This is a genomic window from Candidatus Brachybacter algidus (genome assembly GCF_016707225.1).
In the GTDB taxonomy this organism is placed as follows: domain Bacteria; phylum Bacteroidota; class Bacteroidia; order Chitinophagales; family Saprospiraceae; genus Parvibacillus; species Parvibacillus algidus.
In genome coordinates, this window is sequence record NZ_JADJID010000001.1 from 1,094,576 (window position 1) to 1,118,129 (window position 23,554).

22 protein-coding genes are annotated in these 23,554 nt (G+C 34.6%); 6 read left to right on the forward strand and 16 right to left on the reverse strand.

The window, feature by feature from the left end; genetic code table 11:
- Positions 1–4 precede the first annotated feature (4 nt).
- Complete coding sequence (locus tag IPI15_RS04430; RefSeq protein WP_287419330.1) at positions 5–439, forward strand: barstar family protein; 435 nt, start codon at positions 5–7, stop codon at positions 437–439.
- A gap of 168 nt (positions 440–607) precedes the next feature.
- On the opposite strand, the gene IPI15_RS04435 is transcribed toward IPI15_RS04430, so the two are convergent.
- From IPI15_RS04435 to mutS, 10 genes are all read right to left on the reverse strand, one after another.
- Positions 608–1,381, reverse strand: coding sequence for a hemerythrin domain-containing protein (locus IPI15_RS04435; RefSeq protein ID WP_287401001.1), 774 nt, complete (start codon positions 1,379–1,381; stop codon positions 608–610).
- Positions 1,378–1,731: a DUF488 domain-containing protein gene (locus IPI15_RS04440; RefSeq protein WP_287401003.1), complete on the reverse strand. Its 354-nt coding sequence runs from the start codon at positions 1,729–1,731 to the stop codon at positions 1,378–1,380. The genes IPI15_RS04435 and IPI15_RS04440 overlap by 4 nt, the downstream gene beginning before the upstream one ends.
- Positions 1,728–2,450: an iron-sulfur cluster repair di-iron protein gene (gene ric, locus IPI15_RS04445; RefSeq protein WP_287419332.1), complete on the reverse strand. Its 723-nt coding sequence runs from the start codon at positions 2,448–2,450 to the stop codon at positions 1,728–1,730. Before ric ends, IPI15_RS04440 begins: the two co-directional genes overlap by 4 nt.
- 119 nt (positions 2,451–2,569) lie before the next feature.
- Positions 2,570–2,971 (reverse strand): group III truncated hemoglobin, encoded by a 402-nt coding sequence (locus IPI15_RS04450; RefSeq protein ID WP_287401006.1) that lies wholly within the window; start codon positions 2,969–2,971, stop codon positions 2,570–2,572.
- On the reverse strand, positions 2,972–3,376 hold the full coding sequence (locus IPI15_RS04455) for a hypothetical protein (protein WP_287401007.1): 405 nt from the start codon (positions 3,374–3,376) through the stop codon (positions 2,972–2,974).
- 3 nt (positions 3,377–3,379) lie between these two features.
- Positions 3,380–3,640: a hypothetical protein gene (locus IPI15_RS04460; RefSeq protein ID WP_287401008.1), complete on the reverse strand. Its 261-nt coding sequence runs from the start codon at positions 3,638–3,640 to the stop codon at positions 3,380–3,382.
- 4 nt (positions 3,641–3,644) lie between these two features.
- Positions 3,645–4,649: a cytochrome c gene (locus IPI15_RS04465; protein ID WP_287419334.1), complete on the reverse strand. Its 1,005-nt coding sequence runs from the start codon at positions 4,647–4,649 to the stop codon at positions 3,645–3,647.
- A 5-nt stretch (positions 4,650–4,654) separates the two neighbouring features.
- A complete protein-coding gene (locus IPI15_RS04470; RefSeq protein WP_287419335.1) occupies positions 4,655–6,397 on the reverse strand; it encodes a cbb3-type cytochrome c oxidase subunit I in 1,743 nt (580 codons plus the stop codon).
- Between the two features lie 46 nt (positions 6,398–6,443).
- The gene (locus IPI15_RS04475; RefSeq protein ID WP_287401011.1) at positions 6,444–6,878 is read right to left on the reverse strand and encodes an RrF2 family transcriptional regulator; all 435 of its coding nucleotides are present in this window, start codon (positions 6,876–6,878) and stop codon (positions 6,444–6,446) included.
- Between the two features lie 311 nt (positions 6,879–7,189).
- Positions 7,190–9,859 carry a DNA mismatch repair protein MutS gene (mutS, locus tag IPI15_RS04480; protein ID WP_287419336.1) on the reverse strand — a complete coding sequence of 890 codons (2,670 nt, stop codon included), beginning with the start codon at positions 9,857–9,859 and terminating at the stop codon, positions 7,190–7,192.
- A gap of 121 nt (positions 9,860–9,980) precedes the next feature.
- Between mutS and IPI15_RS04485 the strand changes: the two genes are divergently transcribed.
- On the forward strand, positions 9,981–10,457 hold the full coding sequence (locus IPI15_RS04485) for a hypothetical protein (protein ID WP_287401014.1): 477 nt from the start codon (positions 9,981–9,983) through the stop codon (positions 10,455–10,457).
- 433 nt (positions 10,458–10,890) lie between these two features.
- Positions 10,891–11,727 carry a peptide chain release factor N(5)-glutamine methyltransferase gene (gene prmC, locus IPI15_RS04490; RefSeq protein WP_287401016.1) on the forward strand — a complete coding sequence of 279 codons (837 nt, stop codon included), beginning with the start codon at positions 10,891–10,893 and terminating at the stop codon, positions 11,725–11,727.
- Between the two features lie 408 nt (positions 11,728–12,135).
- Here the strand turns inward: prmC and IPI15_RS04495 are convergent, their stop codons facing one another.
- Positions 12,136–12,624 carry an RDD family protein gene (locus IPI15_RS04495; RefSeq protein WP_287401018.1) on the reverse strand — a complete coding sequence of 163 codons (489 nt, stop codon included), beginning with the start codon at positions 12,622–12,624 and terminating at the stop codon, positions 12,136–12,138.
- 99 nt (positions 12,625–12,723) lie between these two features.
- Here IPI15_RS04495 and metF point away from each other — a divergent pair, with 99 nt between their 5' ends.
- Together metF and fahA are read left to right on the forward strand one after the other, a co-directional pair.
- Positions 12,724–13,680, forward strand: coding sequence for a methylenetetrahydrofolate reductase [NAD(P)H] (gene metF / locus IPI15_RS04500; protein ID WP_287401019.1), 957 nt, complete (start codon positions 12,724–12,726; stop codon positions 13,678–13,680).
- Positions 13,681–13,688: 8 nt separating this feature from the next.
- Entirely contained in the window at positions 13,689–14,924 is a 1,236-nt protein-coding gene (fahA, locus tag IPI15_RS04505; protein ID WP_287401020.1) for a fumarylacetoacetase, read from the forward strand.
- Here fahA and IPI15_RS04510 read toward each other — a convergent pair whose 3' ends face one another.
- The 4 genes from IPI15_RS04510 to IPI15_RS04525 form a co-directional block, all read right to left on the reverse strand.
- Positions 14,925–15,974 (reverse strand): Gfo/Idh/MocA family oxidoreductase, encoded by a 1,050-nt coding sequence (locus IPI15_RS04510; RefSeq protein WP_287401021.1) that lies wholly within the window; start codon positions 15,972–15,974, stop codon positions 14,925–14,927.
- Between the two features lie 23 nt (positions 15,975–15,997).
- On the reverse strand, positions 15,998–16,396 hold the full coding sequence (locus tag IPI15_RS04515; protein ID WP_287401022.1) for an ExbD/TolR family protein: 399 nt from the start codon (positions 16,394–16,396) through the stop codon (positions 15,998–16,000).
- A 50-nt stretch (positions 16,397–16,446) separates the two neighbouring features.
- Entirely contained in the window at positions 16,447–17,136 is a 690-nt protein-coding gene (locus tag IPI15_RS04520; protein ID WP_287401024.1) for a MotA/TolQ/ExbB proton channel family protein, read from the reverse strand.
- 699 nt (positions 17,137–17,835) lie between these two features.
- On the reverse strand, positions 17,836–18,591 hold the full coding sequence (locus tag IPI15_RS04525; RefSeq protein WP_287401025.1) for a TrmH family RNA methyltransferase: 756 nt from the start codon (positions 18,589–18,591) through the stop codon (positions 17,836–17,838).
- Between the two features lie 12 nt (positions 18,592–18,603).
- Here IPI15_RS04525 and tamL point away from each other — a divergent pair, with 12 nt between their 5' ends.
- Positions 18,604–20,976 carry a translocation and assembly module lipoprotein TamL gene (gene tamL, locus IPI15_RS04530; protein WP_287401026.1) on the forward strand — a complete coding sequence of 791 codons (2,373 nt, stop codon included), beginning with the start codon at positions 18,604–18,606 and terminating at the stop codon, positions 20,974–20,976.
- A 107-nt stretch (positions 20,977–21,083) separates the two neighbouring features.
- Here tamL and IPI15_RS04535 read toward each other — a convergent pair whose 3' ends face one another.
- Complete coding sequence (locus IPI15_RS04535; protein WP_287401027.1) at positions 21,084–23,450, reverse strand: DUF5686 family protein; 2,367 nt, start codon at positions 23,448–23,450, stop codon at positions 21,084–21,086.
- Between the last annotated feature and the right edge of the window lie 104 nt (positions 23,451–23,554).

The following is a 23,554-nucleotide window of genomic DNA, read 5'->3' on the forward strand; positions in this document are numbered from 1 at the left end:
CACAATGAAATTTATCCGAATAGCCTCTCCGGAGACAGAATTCAAAAGAGGAAAGAACAAAATTATTGTTGAAATCGATGGAAATGAAATCAAGGACATTTCTGCCTTTTATGAACTATTAGTTGACAAGCTTAGCTTTCCCGGTTATTTTGGGGAAAATTTAGATGCACTCTACGACATGTTGCTCGATCTGCAATGGATTAAACATGAAGCTATCGAACTCATTATCTCATCATTTGATAGTTTTCTATCAGAAGAGAGCCCGGAGGACAAAGCCGATTTATTGTTATTACTTGAACAAGTTTGTGAAGGATGGCGCGATGGGGACTTTGATGATGAAGAGTGGGAAATGAAGAAATTCAGAGTATATATTATTGGTGACTCCAATGTTGAAGCTAATGTCAATCAAATGATTGCCAGCATAAGGGAAGAAGAGTAGGGTAGGCTGCGGTTTCATTAAATCTTGAAATAGGCGTTTCTGTTCAGATATATATATGTCTTAATCAAAATTAACCTTTATACCAATTATTCCTATTTTGATCAATGCACATTTGTCAAGAAATGTTGCCTCGATTTCGTATCCAAGAATAAATTCTACATCCATAAGTTATGCCCAAAATTTATCTTCCTCGTTATCATAAAATTTTCCTTCTGAATGACTGGTCTGTATAACTTCTAATTGCGCCTGAGTGGCTTTACTTTGAATCTCGTTGAATAAAATGCGCTCTTCAAAACGAATGTGTTTATCCAGATTGTCTGCTATCAGATTATATTTGTTTTCATTCTCAATAGTTTTTTCAAATAATAACTTTAAATTTTGATGCTCTGATAATGCTCTTTTAATGAGATCGTTTTCATTACCAAGAATAGGAAAAATAAATTTTTCTTCTACTTCAAAATGTGGAAGTATATGATATTCATAGAACCAGTCAACATACTTTTTTATTCGACTGATTTCAACATTTTTTTTAATACCTGATCTGATTTTCCAACAAAGCAACAATGAATGATGATGCTCTCGACTAATTGGAATTAGGAATTCATTTCGTTTAATAGGTTTTGTCTTAATGTGATTATGCAATAACTCGACGATCTTAGCTGTACTCGAGTCAGAGTAGGCACCATATGCATTTACAACTATACCTTTTATATCATGCTTAATGGAAGAAATGGCAAATATGATCATTTCATCTCCCGGATCAGTATCTCCTTCAAATCTGTATGTTTCATCGATTTCAAATTCATTAGGAGACAGTCTTGTGGCAGTCTTGTTGCAAACTAAGCATTCTTCATCCACCGATAGTTTGAAATCTGTAGTGTATCCTCTTATAGTGAGATCATTAATTGCTTCACTTACAGTATCATACGAGTATTTTGTCATGGCTTTCTAGTTAATACGCGTTGCAATATTATTACATGATTTACTTTTGGGTTTTTAGCTGCATATAATAAAGTAACTATCTTGTCTTTGGCAATATTGCGAATCCGCTGTAATTCATCTTTATTTAATTCTAATTCTTCTTCATAGAGTTTTGTAAATTCATCAAATCTTTCAGCTTTATGGTCAAACCATTTTCGCAAGTTTGCTGAAGGAGCTATAATTTTATCCCATTCATCTAGTGCAGCAGCTTCTTTACTTACTCCTCTGGGCCAAAGTCGATCTACTAGGATTCTGTATCCATCCCCTTTAACTGGTTCTTCATATATTCTTTTAGATCTTATGTTTTTCATTGCATCGTCTTTTCCAGTTCTATAGCCTTAGGAAATAAAATGTTGTTTTCTAAATGAATATGTAAATGTAAGTCTTCTTCGAATTCTTGGAGTAAAGCAAAGGTAACTTTGTAGGTGCTGCAAGCATCTTCTGGAGGTGTGTAGTTATTACTTAACTCAGCTATTAATCTGAACCTTTCACCTTCTGCAGTATGTTCGTCCATCATCACTTGAATAGGATTTTGTATTGTACCAAAGCTTGGCTTCTCTATTGCTGAACTATCCCTCTTTGCTTTGACAAGCATTCTTACCTGCGGAAATACAATTGTTTCCTCTTTTATCATATGATGTGCCAGCTCTTCAGCTGTAGCATTAAAATGTTTGTTGATTTCAAATAATTCAGGATGTTTTTCACCGTGAACTCTACATATTTTATCAAGGTAAGGTTTTATCTCAATGGTTTTTTCTTTCACATAGCTGTGGTGTATCTTTTCTATATAATCAGCTAATAGATCCAATGGCCATGAAGTGAAATCTGTGGCATTTGAATGCTGCACTTGATTAGCAGAGCCCAAATCTTTAATTACTGACTGTGGATCTATTTTCATTGGTATACATGCATCTGAAATAGTTCTATTTCCCTGGCAACAAAAATCTATACCATATTTTTTAAATACCGATGCGCTTCGATAATCCTGTGCTACCAATTCTCCTATTATTTGATCTTCTTTGATATTCATTTTATATTTTTTTGATAATTTCTTTCTTAATAAATAGTTGGGCTAATTAAGGTGTATGATAATTTAGATATGAATGTCACAATACTCTTTGGACTATTGAATCAATATTAATTGTCAGCTTATAATAATGGGACTGCAGGGTTACCCCTATAATAGTCTATTTTGTACTGAAACATTTCTGCCATTTTACCGCCTTGCCATTTAGCTCTTTCAGCTTTTTCACCAGCGAATAATTCGTCCACAGTGCTGAAAAATAGGCTTATCCAACTATCAAAATGTTCCTTGGAAACCGGCAGCTGTGCATGAGGAACAAATGGGCTTCCCATATATGTGTGTTCTTCCAACAGCACGGTTTGCCAAAAACGGTACATTTTCTCAAGATGTTCAGGCCAGCGATCTTCTATTTTGTTGTTGAAAATATCCTTTAACATTGGATCTTTTCGAACTTTTCCGTAAAAGCTATCCACGAGAAGTTTTACATCTGTAAGATTGCTTATATCATTTTTTTTATTAGTATTCATTTAAAGACTAAAGTTTGTAATTATAAAATATGCTGCCCACCCCACAAATGCGATTAATGCTATCCAAAGCCAACTAGGCACACTTTGGGGGGTTTCACTTCCATCTATTACAAATTTCTTTTGATTCCCCTTGTCGTATGCATTGATCATGATAGGTAAGACTCCGTCAACATTATCATTGTCTGATAGACCCTCTACAGAGATGGCTGGTCCGTTTCGAACAATAAATTTTATCTTTTTTATACCTTCTCTTCCAGTTGGAGATTTACTGACAATTTTTAATACATGTTCTCCATCTATCAATTTGCGTGTATCCAACTCAAATTGCACCGGTGCTGCTAATTCTGCAATTGGCTGTGCATCATCGTCAACAAATATGGTTATTCTGCTTTTATCTTCTTTCATCTTTTACTTACTAAGGATAGATTGCTTAATGTGGTCTGAATTGTGCTCACCTGGTTTGATCAAATATTTCAAAGAGTAAATAAATGTCAATAATGTAATAGCTGATATTACCCCAATGATCAACCAATCCCAATTGCTTTGTGGACCTGCTCCATGTGTCAACCCTTGTGTGATTTTTGGTTGTTGTTTTTCACATACTGGACAAGCTGACAAAATATGAAGTGATATAATAAAAACAAAGATTAAAAATGTTTTTAGTCTCATATGTCTATTCTTTAGCGGTTAGTTTTATGAAATCCATTATTTTCTTAACTTCTTCAGTTGATATTGGCTTTGCTTCATTACCCCAACTTGTTTTTTCATGATTGATGATGGCGGTAACTTCCTCAGGAGTTAACTCGTTGTCTGTTCCAACTGCGTTCATTACAGAATATTCAGGTCTAGCATCATATCCCAGCATAATTATATTAACGAATAAATCCAGGTCATCACCCAAAACTATAGGGCTTCCTTTCAATGAAGGAAATGCGCCTTTTAGGCCTTCTCCATTCGCTTGGTGGCAGCTCGAACAGTTTTTAGTATAAAGCAATCCACCATCCGGCAGGTTAGAGGCAATGCCACTTGCATCTTTTTTTATTTCTTTTTTATACAAGAACTCCATGGCAGGTTTGCCATCAGGTAAAGCTGTTTGTTTAAGACTTTGTAAATAAGCTACCAAATCTAGTGCTTCTTGACTTGCTATTATTTTACCTTTTATACCTTTTCTATATTTGTCAGGAACAACTACTTCGACATCGTCTTTATTAACACTATATACTTCCTTGAAAAGCCAAGGATATGCTGGCATAATGGATTGTTCTACTACAGCTCTTGGTTGATATAAATGAAGCAAGTTCCAAGCAAGACTTCCTTGTCTAACTCCTACATTGGTTAGATCGGGTCCGGTTCGCTCTGTCCCCATAAGTGTAGCAGTATTTCTCCAAAAGTCTGTCCTTTTATTACCAGCGTAATCAGCTGCTATGCCAGGTCTGTTTCCCCACATTTTATCCATATCAACATTTCTAACTTGTTGGGTATGACAGGCAACGCAACCATTTGCAATAAAAATGTTTTTTCCTGCAGTTTGACTACTGGTCAATGGAGTCGCATTAGGCAGAGGAGCATTGTTTTTTTGATTATTAATGGCAGGTAGAATTGCAACTACAAAAGTAAGCCAGAGAAACAACCCCAACGCAGTGCCAAATAACTTTTTATGATTATCAAAAAATTCCATTTTGTTTAACTAGTTTTTTTGTCTAATTCAGATTTTGCTTTTAATATTTCTATAGCTGATTTAGGGATTTCTATTTTTTCTTTTTTGCTCACCATTTCATAAAAATTATAAGCAAATATGATGTGAGAGATCCACATTAACGAACCACCTATCGCACGCCATAACCAGTATGGGGCCATAAGTGTCACGCTATCAATGAATGCTGCACCATCCATCCACATTAATCCTTTGAGCGTAGAGCCGTACATTAAAGGGAATGTATAAAATAAAAGACCAATGAAGGCCAACCAAAAATGTGCTCCTACTAATATTTGTGAAGGTTCTCTTCCAGTTAGCCTTGGTACGATGGTATAAATAAATCCCCAAAGCATAAAAGCTATAATACCATACATCGTCAGGTGTGAGTGTGCAACAGTAAAGTCTGTAAAATGCCATGCCAAATTAGTAAACCTAAACGCTTCCGCAGTGCCTTGCAAAGACCCGGTAAAATAAAAGATTATACCTATCAAGTAAAACGGCAATGTGTAACTTCCTGATATTTTATTCCACGAACCTTTAAAAGTCATTAAAAAGTTTGTAGTACCTGCAACCACAGGTATAATCATTCCGACACTTCCTACTATAGCTATGGTTTGAAGCCACCAGGGAATTGAACTAAATATAAAATGATGGGTGCCAATAAGCGTATAAAATAGAATTTGGGTCCAAAATGCTAGAATTCCTAAACTATATGAATATATAGGCTTGTTTAGTTGCTGTGGTAAAAAATAATACATTAGTCCAAGACTAAAAAGCATAAACCACATTCCAACACCTTGATGCATGTAATATCCTTGCACAATTGTCTCGCCCAAACCGTTCTGCCATGTCGGAACATAAGCTACTACTGCAATAACGATTACAAACATCATTGCGGATATTATATACCAATTGGATACGTATATTTCTTTGGAAGTTCGGTTAGCAATAGTTTTGAAAAAATTAATTAATGAGATGATAATGCCAATACCAAAAAGAAGCATAATTGGCCATATATATTCTCTGTATTCTCCACCACTATTATTAATTCCTGCCATCAGGCATATACTTCCAAGTACTACTGATGCATTTATCAGGCCGAGTGTCCAATAACCAATCTTTATGCTGAATATCGGCACATTGCTTACTCTTGGTACCACATAGTATGCCAATCCCATCATCGCCAGTGATGACCATCCCCAGAAAACAGCATTCGTATGTACAGGTCTCAATCTGCCAAAGCTCAACCAACTAAAAGAGTCTATATCTGGTGTGACGAACTTTATGCCAACATATTCGCCTACAGTAGTTCCAAATAAAAGCCATACAATAGCGCAACCAATATACCATAAAATCATTTTTGTAAGATCAGGTTCAATATTTGGCCTTGGTTGACTTCTTTTCTTTTGCTCAATAAAACGCAGTGTTGCTATTTCAGAAACATTTGATATTAAACCCTTACTGTCTTGTGGTGGATTATCCCCGGCTAATTCGTTATTTTTTAGATTGAATTCGAGTTCCTTTTGTCTTTGTTCCAACTCAAGCGCTTCTTCAGGACTTAATCTTTTTAAATAGGTATTAAATTTCTCTAATTCCTTTCTTTTAATAACATTATTGAAAGCCGCAAATGCTTTTAAAATAATGATAATAGACGCAACTATTAAGGGAATTAATACTAGGATTATTGTAATGATAATGCCTGTTTCGCTAAGTATACTTTTTGATTCCATTATTTTATATATTGGATATTGTTGTCCACTATTATGATAAATTTTTTTACCTCTTCAAGAAAGTTAGCCCATTTGCCAAGCCAGTAGTTAATGCTTTAACATTTGTTTCTTCAAGCATTTGTTTAAGTGAATTTCTTATTTCTTTAAACTGAAAGTGAACAGGGCATGGCATTTTCTCATTGCATTTTTTGAGTCCTAATCCACAACCTGTATATATATTGTTGCCGTCTATAGCAGAAACAATAGTGCTTAATGTAATGTTTTCCATCGATTGGTTGTCTAGCGAAAATCCTCCGGTAGGCCCTTTTGAAGAGTTGATAATTTTGTGCTTGGAAAGTTGTTGCAGAATTTTTGAAGTATATGCTTCAGGAGATTCAATTGCCTTGGCTACATCTTTCAAACTAACTTTTCTGTTACTAATTGATTGCTCAGCTATGTAGATAGTTGCTCTAATGCCGTATTCGCATGCTTTTGAAAACATCTGGTAGTAATTTACAATGCAAAGGTAATTATTATATTTATTAGTGGACAGAAATATCCACTAATATTTTTATTTTTAAAGGAGGTTGAGGAAAATTGATCCTGCTAGTATAAAAAAAACTTATAAGTGAATTATGCCGCTTTGTTGAACTATTATCAATTTTCAAATTAAAGTTATCTTAGCTATCAAATAAGACCAATTGACCAATTGACCAATGGCCATTAGCCATAAGGCTTATTAATAACACGAAATTAAAGAAGACCGCCCATTCTTAGCTCCATTTTCCATTTTCAATTTTCACTTTTACATTGTTAAAGACTGTCCAGCAAACTCTTCTGGACTAATTCCTGCAATTCCTTAAGTTTAATAAGACAGTCGATTGGAGTCATTAACTCGGGTTGTAGTTCCAGCAGTATGTTTCTGATTTCACCTATAGAAGGGTCATCTGTTTCAAAGATAGAAAGTTGATATACCGGTGCTTTGAGGGCTGACAATATTTCTTTTGTTTGTTTTTTACTGCTTCCGGATAGCGCTATGGATTTTTCTTCAAGCTGATGCATGATCTCATTAGATCTATCGATGACTCTTTGTGGCATACCGGCCATCTTGGCGACATGAATTCCAAAGCTATGTTCGCTGCCTCCTTCTACCAGTTTATATAGAAAGATCACCTTGTCCTTTGTTTCTTTTACAGCAACATTGAAATTTTTAACTCTTTCCAATTTATGAGTTAATTCATTTAATTCATGATAATGTGTAGCGAAGAGCGTCTTAGGTTTTCCTGCTTCATTGTCATGAAGAAATTCTGCCAGGGCCCATGCGATGCTTATTCCATCATATGTAGCTGTGCCACGTCCTATTTCATCCAGCAGAATAAGACTTTTATCCGTAAGATTATTCATGATGCTTGCTGTCTCATTCATCTCTACCATGAAAGTGGATTCACCTCCGGAGATGTTATCAGAAGCACCCACCCTGGTAAACAATTTATCAACAATGCTTAGTTTGGCTTTTTTTGCCGGTACGTAAGACCCTATCTGCGACATTAAAGCAATTAGTCCGGTTTGTCTCAATACAGCTGACTTACCTGCCATGTTGGGTCCTGTTAGGATAATGATCTGCTGGCTTTTCTGATCAAGAAGGAGGTCATTTGGAATATATGTTTTATCATGACCCATCATCGATTCAATTATAGGATGTCTACCTTGAATTATCTCTATTATACCTTCATCGTTGAACTCGGGTCTATTATAATCCAACATTCTGGCTTGATGAGCAAATGAAAGAAGACAGTCAAGACGTCCGAGCTGGGCGCATGTAGCTTGAATATTTTCTATATATTCATTGATTTTTATAATGAGTTGAACATACAAAGCCTCTTCGATTTCCTGCATAGCATTTTCTGCATGCAATATTTTTACTTCCAACTCTTTTAATTCTTCAGTAATATATCTTTCGGCATTTGCAAGTGTTTGCTTTCGTATCCATGTCTCAGGTGGCGTAACGTTCTTGTGTCTTGCAGTAACTTCGAAATAATATCCAAATACATTATTGAAGCCAAGTTTAAGGTTCGGAATTCCACTACTTTCAGTTTCTTTATCCAATACCTCCTGCATCACTTGCTTAGCATTTTTCACCAAATAGCGGTATTCATCAAGCGTTTCATCAACGCCATCTTTGATGAAATTACCTTTCATTACTAGGGTAGGAGCTTCCTCTTTTATAGTATCTTCTATGGAACTAATCAAATGGTGGCATGGATTGATGAGCTCTGACATGGTAATCAGATCTTCAACTTGAGTCTCGTGCAACAATAATTGAACATTATGACTACTAAGCAAAGCTTTCTTTATGTGGAGTGTCTCTCGGGGTTGAATTTTACCCATAGCTGATTTACTTATGAGTCTTTCCAAATCACCTATTTGTTTAAGAAAGGAACTGATCTGGATACAAAGTTCTTTGTGAGACAACAGATACTCAACAATATTCAAGCGACTGTTGATCATACTCTCAGACAATAGTGGAAGTAAGATCCATTTGCGCATCATCCTTGTACCCATCGGAGTCGAGCAATGATCTAGCACATCCACCAGGCTTCGCCCTTCAGAATGTAATTCAGTGACAAGCTCAAGGTTTTGAATCGTAAATCTGTCCAGCCACATGTAATCTTCTTGCGGAATCTTTGTGATCTTATTGATGTGCGAAATTTCCTTGTTTTGATTCATTTCGATATAGTGCAAGATCGCTCCTGCAGCTATTTGCCCACTATTCATTGAATCTATTCCGAAACCCTTTAAAGAGCTGACTTTGAAATGGTTGAGTAACTTATTGTAGCTGGTTTCATGGACAAATACCCAGTCATCAATATGAAATACCGGCCATTGATCTTTTATGATGTCCAGAATTTTCCTTTTATCCTTTTTGCTAAAAATAATCTCGGCAGGCTGAAAACGTTGAAAAAGACTTTCGATGACTGTTTGGTTGCCTTCTGCGATCATAAATTCTCCAGTGGACAGATCCAGGAAAGATACACCGAATTCATTTTCCCTTTCTATATGTATGGCACACAGGTAGTTATTTGCTTTGGAATGAAGTATTGAATCATCGAGTGTAAGCCCCGGTGTGATAACATTAGTGACGCCACGAGCTACAATTTTTTTCTCTTTGCTAGGTTTTTCCAGTTGATCGCATATAGCTACTCTATAACCTTCTTTTACCAGTCTTGGCAAATAAATGTCCAAGCTATGGTAAGGGAAGCCGGCAAGTTCAACATCATTTCCTCCATTATTCCTTGAAGTAAGCACAATACCTAGTATTGACGCTACTTTGACAGCGTCTTCGCCAAAGGTCTCATAGAAATCTCCCACTCTAAACAACAGCAGGGCGTCGGGATATTTTGATTTAATATCATTGTATTGGCGCATCAGCGGAGTAGTTCCATCTCCTTTGGTTGAATGGCTGCCTTTTGAATTTTTTGCCAAAATTTTATTTTTAAAAGGATGAAATTAGAAACAAGAGTATATATTTGTGAGGTATTTAGGTAATTTATTATGTAAATATCTAACAATTTTTCCTTAATTAGTTTAAAAATACTAAATCCTAATGGCAAAATACTTTGATACATTATCTCAAGAAGATAGACAGATACTTAAAGATGCTTTCGTCTCTATCACTTTGCTCATTGCATCAGCTGAAGGGAATCTTAATGATGCTGAAATAAACGAAGCTATCAATACCATTAAAGTCAGGGGCTATGAAGCAAATCATATTTTTTATGAGTTTTATGATGAAATCGGTCAGGATTTTACTCAGAAATTGACTGATGCTCGCACCACGGCAACAATTTCAAGAGAATCTGAAGATCTTTATGCCAATCAGATATCACGAGTTAATGCGGTTTTCGATAAATTGCCAAATTCTGTATCAAGAAGATTATATCAGGACTATCTGAGCTTTGCGCACAGAATCGCTAATGCATCTGGTGGTATTCTAGGGTTTGCTACTATAAGCAGAGAAGAACGTGTACTTATCCATCTACCAATGATCCATCCAATCATTAGCGAAGAAGAAGAGGAGTAAATTATCATTATTAATGACTTAAGTTTCGTTTAAGAGAAAATTTAAATTTTAATAAAATGTTAGATGTTAGAAGCTTGTCCGACAAAGCTATAGCGAAGGCGGGGTAGATTTTAGTCCCGCAACTGCGGGATCCATCAATCACATGGATATTTTTTCTATTAAACCTATTAAAGAAAAAATATCTATCAATTGACTAAACTCCCCGCCGTCACTTTGGCTAGTCGGGCAAGCATCTATCATCTAACATCAGCCATCTACCTTTATTACTTAACTGCCGAAACTTGAGATAATGATTAAAGTTGAGGTATTATTTTTAATAGATTTTTAAACTTTATAACCTGTTCGATCTGGTTAAGTAATATAGTTTGTTGATTACAACTAAGGGATCATCATTCTAATTTCTAATTTTTAACTTCTAACTTCAGATTGTAAAATGAAGGATTCGATTTCTATCAAATTAGAGTTGCTCGATAACCTTCATGGTTCGGATGAATCAGCTTCCATCCTGAAGGTCTTACTATTGGATCTATTAGGCAAAGAAGCCGCCTTCAAGCTCGAAAATTTAACAACAGAAGAAACCATCATATTAGACAATGCGCTCCAAAGAGTATTAAATGACGAGCCTGTGCAATACATCACAGGTAAATCTTGGTTCTACGGAGTTGAATTTTTTGTTGATCAAAGAGTACTTATTCCACGCCCTGAAACAGAAGAGTTGGTAGAAATAGCAATTGATTTTGCTAAGAAGTATGGTTACAAAAATGTATTGGATATTGGCACAGGGAGTGGATGTATTGCGGTAACGATTAAGAAGAATCTTCCGGTTTTAGGGGTCTCTGCAATGGATGTTTCTAAGGAAGCTCTTGAGGTAACTCGAATAAATTCCAATTTTCATAAAACAGAAATTCAACTTTTTGAAGATAATATCCTAGACCCAAAAGAACATTTTGAAACTAAATTTGATCTTATAATAAGTAATCCACCATATATTGAGCATTGGGAAAGTGATAGAATGAGTGCAAGCACACTCAGATATGAACCAGAGTTAGCACTTTTCTCTGATAATGCCCTTCAATTTTACAGAGCAATTCTTGAATTCTCCAAAATTCACCTTTCAGCTAACGGTGCGATATTAATGGAGTGCAATGAATTCTTCGCAAATGAAATACTTGATTTAGCTATTCATATTGGCTACAGTAGCGCAAAATTACAAAAAGACATCCAAGGTAAGAATCGAATGCTAGTCATTAAAATGTCTGAAATTAATTAAAGAATTTAAGTTTCGTAGTTGGTTAATATAAAGATAGTCAAAGATATAAATATTGTAAAGTTCATATAAAAACTTCTGAATGGTTTTATTTGCTAGACTCAATTTTCGAAGTTTCATTCTCTTATATAACTCATCTCAAAACACTGTTAATCAATAATATGTAAATAATAAAAATTATACATATCAATAACTCCCCCTTGGCCCCCTCTTGCAGAAGGGGATATTGTACTAAACAACTTTTTATATCATAAATATCAGCGGTATCTACGTTCCCTTTTTTTTAAGTTATCATTTTGGTTTTGGAAGCAAAGCATTCCAGGTGAACTAACTTCTAATTTTTAATTTCTAATTTATTTTGAGTAGTAGCAATAATCTTAAAACTTATTATTAACGCCGAAACTTGAGTTACTAATTATTATTTTCCTTTCCTATTTCATTAAAAAGGTTGAGATTATGAAATTGTGTTAATCTGACATCTATTACAACTGTCTTGGACCAAGTATCCTGCCATGGATGAGGTATAGAACTTAAAGCAGATAATGGACAAAATGGAATAATTTTGATCAAGCCTCTCATAAAACCCGTTATGAAATCGATTTTACTGCCATCCTTATTTACAGTAAGTGTTTTAGTTAAATACTTGCCAAATGTTTTTCCTCTTAATAATCCCTCTGCTGTGCCAATAAAAATACCAAATACAATTGTATATAGTAAATTACTATATATAGGATTTATATTTTCAACGTCTTGTACTATTTGTTTTGGAAGTAAGATTAATAGAATGAATCCAAAGACTAAAACAAAAACAATTAAATCGATCACATAATTTAGAAATCGCTTAAGTATTCCCGCACGTTCCAGAAAAATATTTTTAAAATTAGGGTTTGAATTATCCATTGTAATACATTTTTAAATATTTGATATTTACTTCACACTTCAAATATTACAATTTTATACAACAAATCTTACCTTTGGCATCAATATTAACAAGATTTAATGAAGGTAACTGAATACATAGCCGAAGCAAAAGGCAAAACTCTAATTTCTTTTGAAATACTTCCTCCATTGAAAGGTGGCAGTATGCAGACGATATTTAAAACTCTGGACCCATTAATGGAATTTAAACCACCATTCGTTGATGTTACATATCATAGGGAGGAGTTTTTATACCAAATGCAACCAAGTGGTTATTATCAAAAAACTTCCATCAGAAAACGTCCCGGAACCGTCGGCATTTGTTCCGCTATCATGCATCGCTATGGTATCGATGCTGTTCCGCACCTGATATGTGGTGGATTCTCACAAGAGGATACTGAGAATGCTTTGATCGATCTCAATTTTCTCAATGTGCAAAATGTACTGGCATTGAGAGGTGATGCAAGAAAATTTGAAGATAAGTTTATTCCTGAGACCAATGGTCATCATTATGCAGTAGACCTCATAAAGCAGATAGATGGCATGAATCAAGGAACTTATCTGGACTCCAACATAGAAAAGGGGAGTAAAACTGATTTCTGTATTGGTGTAGCCGGTTATCCTGAAAAACACTTTGAATCACCAAATCTTGACCTGGACCTTGATTACCTGAAAGCTAAAGTTGATGCTGGTGCTGATTACATCGTCACACAAATGTTCTTTGATAACCAAGCTTTCTTCTCTTTTGTTAAAGCATGCAGAGAGAAAGGGATTAATGTACCAATCATACCTGGACTGAAACCATTGACCAAGCTTTATCAACTGAACTCCATTCCAAGACATTTCTATGTAAATCTTCCGAATGACCTTGTGAAAGAGGCTCAAAAAGCAACTACTGATGATCAATTAAAAGCAATTGGCACTGAATGGTGCATTGCACAATCTAAAGAGCTCAAGGCGAGCGGTATAGAATGTTTGCACTATTATACGATGGGTGACACCCAAACTGTTAAAAAAATCTGTTCAACAATAGCTTAAATAATAACATGACGAGTTGGTTAAATATAGATCAGGATTCTGATTTTTCAATTTATAATATCCCTTTTGGAATAGGTCGCATTAATGGTCAATTTCAAATTGTAAGTCGCATTGGTGATCATGTAATTGATCTGGATGCGCTGCAAGACATAGGCATATTTGTTGACGATGAACTTCCTTATGGGATTTTTCTTGGTGAGACACTCAATGAGTTTATCGAGTTGGGAAAACCAGTGACAAATTCAATCCGATTTAAAATTCAAAAGTTTTGTGCTGATAAAACCTTCGCTTCCGGATTTAATTATGATTTTGAAGATGTTTTCTTCGATGCTAAGAGCGTTGAAATGTCACTTCCAGTGAATATTGGTGACTATTCTGATTTTTATTCCAGCAAAGAACATGCGACCAATGTAGGCATTATGTTCAGGGGAGTTGACAATGCCTTAATGCCCAATTGGCTCCACCTTCCTGTGGCTTACCATGGCAGATCTTCCTCAATAGTAGTTTCAGGCACTCCTATAAAGAGACCCAAAGGCCAAATTCCAAATAAAGAAACCGGTATTCCCAGTTTTGGGCCAACAAAAGAAATGGATATTGAAGTAGAAATGGCATTTGTTATTGGTAAAAAAACTCTACTCGGGGATTCAATCGCTGCAGCAAAGGCAGAAGATTATATTTTTGGAATGGTTTTATTTAACGATTGGTCAGCAAGGGACATACAAAGATGGGAATATGTGCCGCTTGGACCTTTTTTAGGCAAGAATTTCGGCTCTACAATTTCTCCCTGGATAGTTACGATGGAAGCATTAGAGCCTTTTAGGACTAGCGGCCCTGATAAGATTACTGAAGTTCTTGAATATTTAGTTACTGAAGGAGATAAGTCTTTTGATATAAATATTTCTGCTTCATTACAATCTTCCTTAGGAGTCGAAACAGAGATTTGCAAGACGAACTATAAAGATCTTTATTGGAATCCGTCCCAGCAACTAGCACATCACACTGTCAATGGTTGTAATATGAATATTGGTGATTTATTGGCGTCCGGAACCATCAGTGGCGAATCGCCAGATAGTTTTGGTTCCTTACTGGAATTAAGCTGGAATGGGACAAAACCTTTGCAATTGAATGATGGAACTACCAGAACGTATCTCTTGGATGGCGACATCGTTACATTAAGGGGCTATGCAATTAATGGAGAAATAAGAGTTGGATTTGGTGAAGCTATCGGTCAGATTGTTTCCTGATCAAAAGTTAACAAGGATTTTTCTTTGATTTGATTCGAATGCTTTTTCTATCAGGCTTATTGTCTGAATAGCATCTGAAGCAGTTACCGGATTAACATCATTCTTTGCTATGTAATTATATAATTCATCAAAGAATAACATATAATTACCCGGAGCAGAAAAGGTGTTTGTCTTTCCAAATATTTCACCTTCCAGTGCATGCAGCAAACCATCCGGCTCATTTAATTCAGGTACCCAAGGCTCATGATGTGGTTTAACTCCGGAAAGCAGCGCAGATTCTTGTTCATCAGATCTCTTTTGTATAAAAGATCCATGTTCACCGTGAATTACATAACCCGGACCTATTTCTTTTGTCATGACATTGCTGATCAAGCGGACACGCAACTGATCAGGATAATATAAAATTAGTTCAAAATAATCATCCGATTGTACATCCTCACGAATTATCATTAGATCAGCATACACAGACAATGGTTGACCAAAGAGTTGTAATGTCTGATCAATAATATGGGAGCCAAGATCATACAGAGCTCCTGAACCTGGAAGATCTGCTTCTTTGTGCAATTTCCCACCAGCCTTCGGTCGGAATCTATCAAATCGAATTTCTACTTCATGGATCTTACCAAGCTGCCCATTATTTAAAATATCCTTCACCGCTAAGTAATCTCTATCAAATCTTCTGTTTTGAAAAACAGTAAGACTTACATTATTTTCAATCGCAAGTTGATTGAGTAATCTTGCTTCAGCGCTTGTTACAGTATATGGTTTTTCGACTAAGACATTTTTACCATGGATGATAGCAGCTTTAGCATGTTCAAAATGAAGCTGTATTGGTGTATTAATGACAATTAGATCAATCGTTGGATCGATGATTAATTGTTCAAAATCAGATAAAATAATAGTTGCTGGATATTTTGATTCTGGACTTTGTTCTGATCTTTTTACAATGCTCCTAAGGTTAAAACCTGGATGAGCATGAAAAAAGGGAGCATGAAATAGTTTACCACTCATTCCGAATGCACTCAATCCAACATTTATGATCTTATCCAACTGCTAATCTCTAATATTTACTTTTATCCTTTTTTGTCTGTCGCCAGGACCATTTTGATTTTAAGTTTTGCACCAATCGACATTACATCTATCAGATCCTGGATCACAAGATCTTTATCCAATCTTAACATGATAGTGGGTTCTGTCACATTGGCTGTAGCTTCCTGAACTGCAGTTTCAAGCTCATCGAAAGAGTATTCCTTTTTATCGATAAAATACCTTTTCTCAGTTGTAACTGTCAACGTGATTTGTTTTTTACTCAATACCTCAGTAGAACCAGCTTTAGGCAGAAGTATTTTGACGACATTAGGGTTAGCTACAGTAGAAACGATCAGGAAAAAGAGCAATAAAAAGAACATAATATCACTCAACGAATCTGTAAAAACGTGAGGTTTATTTCTTTTTCTATTATTTAATTTCATCAGAATAGTTTAAAAACATTGATAATAATTTTTTGAAAATCTGTTATCAATTATGCCTTTTGTAGTAGTACAGATCTGAATGATTTAACCATTTCCTGCAATTTTAGAGCATATGAGTCGATCTTAGATTGTAGCAATTGATTGCCAATGAAGGCAAATATACCTACGATCAAACCTGATCCCGAAGCAATCATTTTTTCATATAGACCACCTGATATGACTCCTATACTGATATTATCTGTAACGCTAATATTATAAAATATCTTTATGATACCGGCAATCGTTCCAACGAAACCTAGCATTGGCGCTATACCGGCAATTATACCTAGGTAATTAAGTTTACTCTCCATTTTGCCCAATTCGATATTGGCAGTATCACTCATGTAAGTTTCTATCTCAGAATATGGATACCCAATGTATCTGATTCCTTCAGCGATTACTTTTCCTATGGATGAATTATTTGATTCTGCAAAGTCTTGAGCTCCTCTAACATTGCCATTGGACAGCATTGATTTAATGTTATTGAAGAAATTTGCTTCTACCTTAGTTAAATTTGATATTGCTAACCATCTTTCTATAATAAGCGCGAAGGCTATAATCGATAGAATAAGAAGTGGAATCATTATCACGCCACCTTTCAACATTAATTCGAAAAAAGTAAGTTTCGTGGTTGGTAATGCTATGGATTGTGTCGCAGTAGTATCTACTATTTGCAATAAAAACAATTGGAAAAAGTGCATAGATTATTTTTTGTAGCGTTGTTTTAATCTTTAAAAAAACAAAGATAATATATTTAAAAAATATATCATATGTTTTTTATAAATTAATTTCAAACAGATTTATTGAATTGTTCAATCTAATGATTAAGTGTTAATTGGTTTATAACATATATTCAAAACCTATTATGCATTTATTACAATGTCAAACGACATATTTACTTAATTATTATCTTAAGTTTCGGTAGTCAAATTTTTCTTATTGAAGGTTTTTTTTAAATTTTAATAAAATGTTAGATGTTAGAAGGTAGATTTTAGATGGCTTTCCACCAATCAGATGGATATTTTTTCTATTAAACCTTTTAAAGAAAAAATATGGATCAATTGACTAACCTCCATCTAACATCTAACATCAGCCATCTACCTTTGTTTCTTAACTGCCGAAACTTGAGTTATTATTTTAAATACTGAGTATGAAGAAATACTTAGAAAGTTTTCCCCAGCGGAGATCATCAATAACCAACTACAGATAAATGATTATAAAAATAGATAGAGGTATTATTAAAATCTGCAAATAGTAGCTGAAGCTTAGCAATTACATTTCACATACTTCCATTTTATACCGAATGGAAATTCGTAATAGCCCAAATAAATTTGGTCAAACGACTTTCAGCTCGGTATTATACGACAAAATATTAGTCAATAATATAATTCTGTTTCGTATTACATCTTCAAACTGATAGCATATAACAATACGGCTGTAGCTATTCCCACATTCAAAGATTCAGCATTATTGGTTGAAGCATGATCTATTTTAATTTTTTGGTCAAGTGCCGCTATAATCTCTTGAGATAAACCATTTGACTCATTGCCGACTATCAAAGTACCTTCCTTGGGTTGATGCCATTTATTAAGTGACATGCCATCCATTACAGCACCTATTAAGGGCCTTTTAAGTTTTTGTATGTCTTCATTTGGCAGAATGGAGCATGAAACTCTGAAAAAACTGCCCATGGAAGATTGGATAAGACGCGGATGAAATAAGTCGACGCTGCCATCAGAAAGATAGATCTTCTGAATTCCGAACCATTCTGCTGTTCGGATGATTGTTCCTATATTGCCTGGATCTCTGACATTATCAAGATAAAGATGGAAAGCAAAGATGTCTTCAACGTTAATTTTATGATATTCATCCATATCGCAAATAGCCAAGATAGGTGGTGGAGTGGACATTGAAGATATCTTACTAAATTGAACATTATCTGCCCAATATATATTAAATTTGTTTAATATTATTGGATTGCCGGTATAATCTTCATTAATTATTAGATATTTTATTAGCTGAGGATTATTGAGCATGAGCTCAGATACAATTTTCTCGCCCTCGACAATAAATAATTGGTACTTTTGCCTAAATTTTTTGGAATTCAGTGAAGTAAGTACCTTTAAGTAATTTTTAGAAATTTTTTCGTTTATCATCAAAATGATGTCTTGAATAAGAATTCTTGCAAATATATCCTTTTCAGTGTTTGTTTCATGTGCCTCATGATATTTTCAGGATGTAATGTCACTCAATTTTTAAATGAAGACCAAATTTATCTTAAAAATGAGACTGTTGAACTTAAAGGCAATTTCAAATCTAATGAAAAGACTCTACTCAAGGAAAATCTAATTGCCTTAACTAATATAAAACCTTTTAAAAGGGAGGCGATTTATACTTATTACAAAAATCAAGGAAAAATTGATTCTGCAAAGGCCATCAGACGCACATTTTATCAAATGATATCAAAGGAGCCTGTGTTTTTTGATACAGTCTTTATTGAATCCATCAAAAACTCTATGACCAATTTTCTACAAAAAGAAGGTTATTTTGATGCAAAAGTGACCTATGAAACTTCAATTAAAAAAGGAAAGTTTGGCTCAGTAAAATATATTGCAGAACCTAAAAGTCAATATACCTTCAGAGATATTACATATGAAGTGAGAGAACCGGAACTAGCGGTTTTTCTCTCTCCATTTTGGGATATGTCTTTTATTAAGAGGGGAGAGGTTGTATCAGATCTGAATTATCAGAAAGAGAAGCTTCGTGTGACAGAATTAATGTTAAATAATGGATTTTATTATTTTGATCCTAGCCTGGTAGGACCTCTTGTCGCTGATAGTATCGGATTAGAAGTGAATGCTGCCTTCCGTATAAACGAAACAGATGACCGAAAGGTAGTCCAGCGTTATAAAATTGGTAGAGTCAACATCCATAGTGATTTCGATCCTAATTATAACAAGCTTTATAATTTGGATACAATGGTCAACAACTATCGTTTTCTGCAGATCAATAAGGATTTCAAAGTCAAACCTTCTACTATATTGCAGTACGTATACCTTAAAAATGGAGATTATTACTCAAAAGAGAATTTTAGTCGCACTTACAGACAGCTAAACCGACTTGGACTTTTTAGGTATATTAATGTGAATCAAGTAATTGATGATGGAGATACTACCTTACTTAATGTTGATATTTATTTGCCTCCAGCCAAAACGATGGATGTTTCCTATGACATTGACCTCAACTATGCTAATCTGCGAACATCCACTACAAAGTTGTTTTCAGTTGCAGTCCAGGCAGGTACATCTATTGTAAAAAGAAATCTGTTCAATGGCGGAGAATCTCTTCGTTCCAATTTAAGTGTAGGTTATGAAACAAGTTTTAACTCATTAGTTAATAGGGTGGATTTTAGATTTCAAAATAGTCTGAGTGTACCGAGGTTTTTGGATTTTCTTGGAATTATTTCCACTATGAAAAAAATACCTACTAAAAATGGAAGATTATTGAGTGAAAAATTCATCTCAACGCTCGATGATAGAGTGACTACTAATATTAGTGCTGATTTTGAATTTGTTAATTTTACGAACTGGTATAGATATTATAATCTAAATGGTTCTTATGGTTTTGATGTGATACAGGACAATGAACATCATTACAAATGGAATCATGTTGGTATCAACTATTTCAAACCATTTGTTTTTTCCAACTATCAGGAAGTTCTGGAAAAAAATCTATTTTTAAAGCAGAGCTTTGAGAATCCCAGATTATTTACAGGTTTACTACTCAGAGACTTAACTTACACTTATAAGTCTGTGGATGATTTATATGGCCAGAATCAAAGATTAGCAGCTTATTTTGAAGTGTCCGGTGCGGAGGTAAGTCTAGCCAATAAAATCTTTAGCAAGGATAAGGAATGGAAGTTGTTCAATACTGTTGAGTTTTCAAAGTTTGCAAAATTTTATGCCGAAGCATCCCAGACTAAGAGATTATTTAACAATATAATGGCTGCTGCCAAATTTGGAATCGGTGCAGCATATCCTTTTGGTTCCAGCAAGTCGGTGCCATATCTCAAACAATTTGAGATCGGTGGTCCCTTCAGTTTACGTGCCTTCCCTATTAGAAAGATTGGCCCTGGAAGTTATCAGGATCCAGTTCAATTGGAAAATTTTGAGAATGGTCCATACTATCAAACAGGCGATCTTAAAATTGAATTTCTGTCTGAGATCCGATTTCCTTTATTTTACATATTTAAAGGTGCATTATTTCTTGATGCTGGCAATATATGGTCTTTAACGAGTGATAATGATGTCAATCCGGGCTCTAGATTCAACTTTAATGATCAACCGTGGACACAGATTGCTATAGGATCCGGATTGGGTTTGAGAGCAGATCTTGAATTTTTTGTGTTTAGATTAGATGTTGGAACCATACTGAAGAATCCTTACAAGGATAAGATTACGGGTACATATGATCCTTATTTTAATTTTAATAATAGATTGGGTAGGCTTGAATATAACCTGGCGCTGAATTATCCTTTTTAAGAGTATAATAGTATTAGAGTACTGCAGTATTTGAGTATGATAGTATATCAATATGATGCGGGCAGAGACTAATTACGATCTTTACTGTTTTAAAAGGATTAAATGCTTTAATATAAAAATCCAAAACCTACCTTAACAACAAAATTTTCACCTAAATTAAGAGGAGCCCTACTGGTAAGATCATAATAACCACCTACATTAATACCAAATGCAAACCAATCGTATATTGGTATCCTGATGAGGGAATTAAAACCTGCTCCTATTTCATGGAAACCATTAGAATAATCTCTCAATACAATACCTTCATGATTATTGGCCTTATCCAGTTTACCCCAACCAGCGTTATATGCCAGAAATAGCTCAGGCATTGAGAATTTTGTTACGAAAAGTTTGCCAATAGTTTGCTCTACAAATAAATGTGCGAATTTATTTGACCAAAATACATTGGCAGGCATTGTTTGGAATGAATTAGGTGCCTGGATAGTAAAACTTCCTGTTCTGGAAGCCGGTGCATTGAATAGTTTCCATATTGGAGGTTGCCCCAACATATATCCCGCCTGTGCAGTAAAGTTAGTATTACCAATTAGAGTCCATCTAAAGACTTTATTGATATTTACCTCAAGACTTTGGTACTCAAATTCACCATTCAACAATCCTTTAAAACCTGCATTTAAGTTTATATTAATTATCGGATAACTGATATTACGAACTATATACCAGGTATTAAAAAAATTAACCTGCCTTCCATTGTAATAATTATATCCCAGAGAAGCTTCACTGTTGGTAAAAGGAGAACGATCATCCCCATTATGTCCTTGGAATACATAATTATAAAGAGGGTCTATTGTTTTTCTGTTAAAATTTAAATAGAAATTGTTTGGTGCTCTTTGGTATCGATAACTAAGTTCGTGGTTTTCAATTTTATTGTACAAATTACTGTAATATCGATCGAACCACACATTTCTGAATCTGAATAAATGGTTACTTTCTATATCGTTTTGGTAAGAATATTTTACCGAATTAGTTTGTAATTTATCAAAGTGCCATGCCACAGATCCTCCATATTTAAACTCTTTATCTGAACTACCATAGGCACCATAAGCTCCAAATTGAAGATGTGGCATCATGTTCATATTGGTAAGTAAACTAAGCCCGAATCTATTTTCTTCAAATAAATTTCTTCTGTACAAAGAAAAAGCTTCGATGGCGACAGGACCTACAGGTATCTGATAATTAATAAAAAAATTCATATTCTTTAAAACATAACCAATTGGTGTTTCGTCATATATATAATTTCCAAATATGTAAGCGCTACTATCAGTTTTTTCAAGAGGTATAAATCTAAGACTATCAAGATTATGACCAGCGTTTGGGTCAAAAATTGTTTTATTTGATTTGTTTGAATTAAGTGCTTTTGGTTCAAAAGAAACGTTGTCGAAAATACTCGTTTGAGTAATTTTGAAAGGAATATCTTTATCTACTGCTGATGGAAATAACAAATTAGCAGTAAATTTTAATGGAAACCATTGTCCGGCTACTGTTTTGTATTCCTGCTGTAAGATGAAAGGATATATTTCATTTGATGCATTTTCTATCCTTATCTTTTGCACTGCCCAGCCTTTGTCAGAAATTACCATCATTCCTTTAAAGCAATTGAATCTGTTGGATTTCGGCCAGTAATCAATCTTATAAAGGGTGTCACCATTTTCTTCATATACCTTATCGAGGTTGAAATGATATTTATACCATGATAAGGGAGAGATAGGATTGATATAATCTTTATTGTAAATATTCAGATAATCCCTGTAAAAGTTAAGACTCTGAACATCTTCCGGCATGATTGCAAATTCAGCATCTTTTAAACCAGCGGCTGAAGAGGCGATGACTCTTTCGAAAACCTTATCCCTTTTCTCATATTGTCTTTCTACAAGTGATTCCGCAATAAAAAAAGTCGATGGATATTTTTTTGTAGCAGACAATCCTTTAATGCTAATTGAGTCATCATTTGTATTAAATCCCACTATGTTCTTCGTATAAATCCGGCATTGGTAAAAATCAATGTCAACTATGCTAAGGTTGGGTCTGTTCTTAAGGACTTTTTTTATTACTGCGATAGCAGGTCCGTCATCAGCTGTAATGACGGCCTCCTTTAGTTCATTTTGTGAAGCTGTTAGTCGGTATACGACACTGTCTTTGGTAAAAATAGTTCTAATCGTGTCATATCCAACATATCTTATTAGGATGCTATCCCCAATGGATTTTGTAGGCAGGGTAAAGTAACCATTGATATCAGAAATGGTCATGATTTCTGGCTTGCTCAAATTCATAACAGCTGAGAAGGGAAGAGCTTCAAGAGTTTCAGCATCGACTATTCTACCTTGGCCAATTGAACTTTGTGTGAACCCAAAATATAACAATAACAAAACATTAAGTCGTATTATCTTGATAATAACCGTATTTTTGATCTTTAACAATTTGTATTTAATTAACTTTGAATGTGGATAACAAGATCGTTGCAAGTCCGCTTAAAGATATAAATCATTTTTAAAAATTGATTTTCTATTAAACTATTGAATAC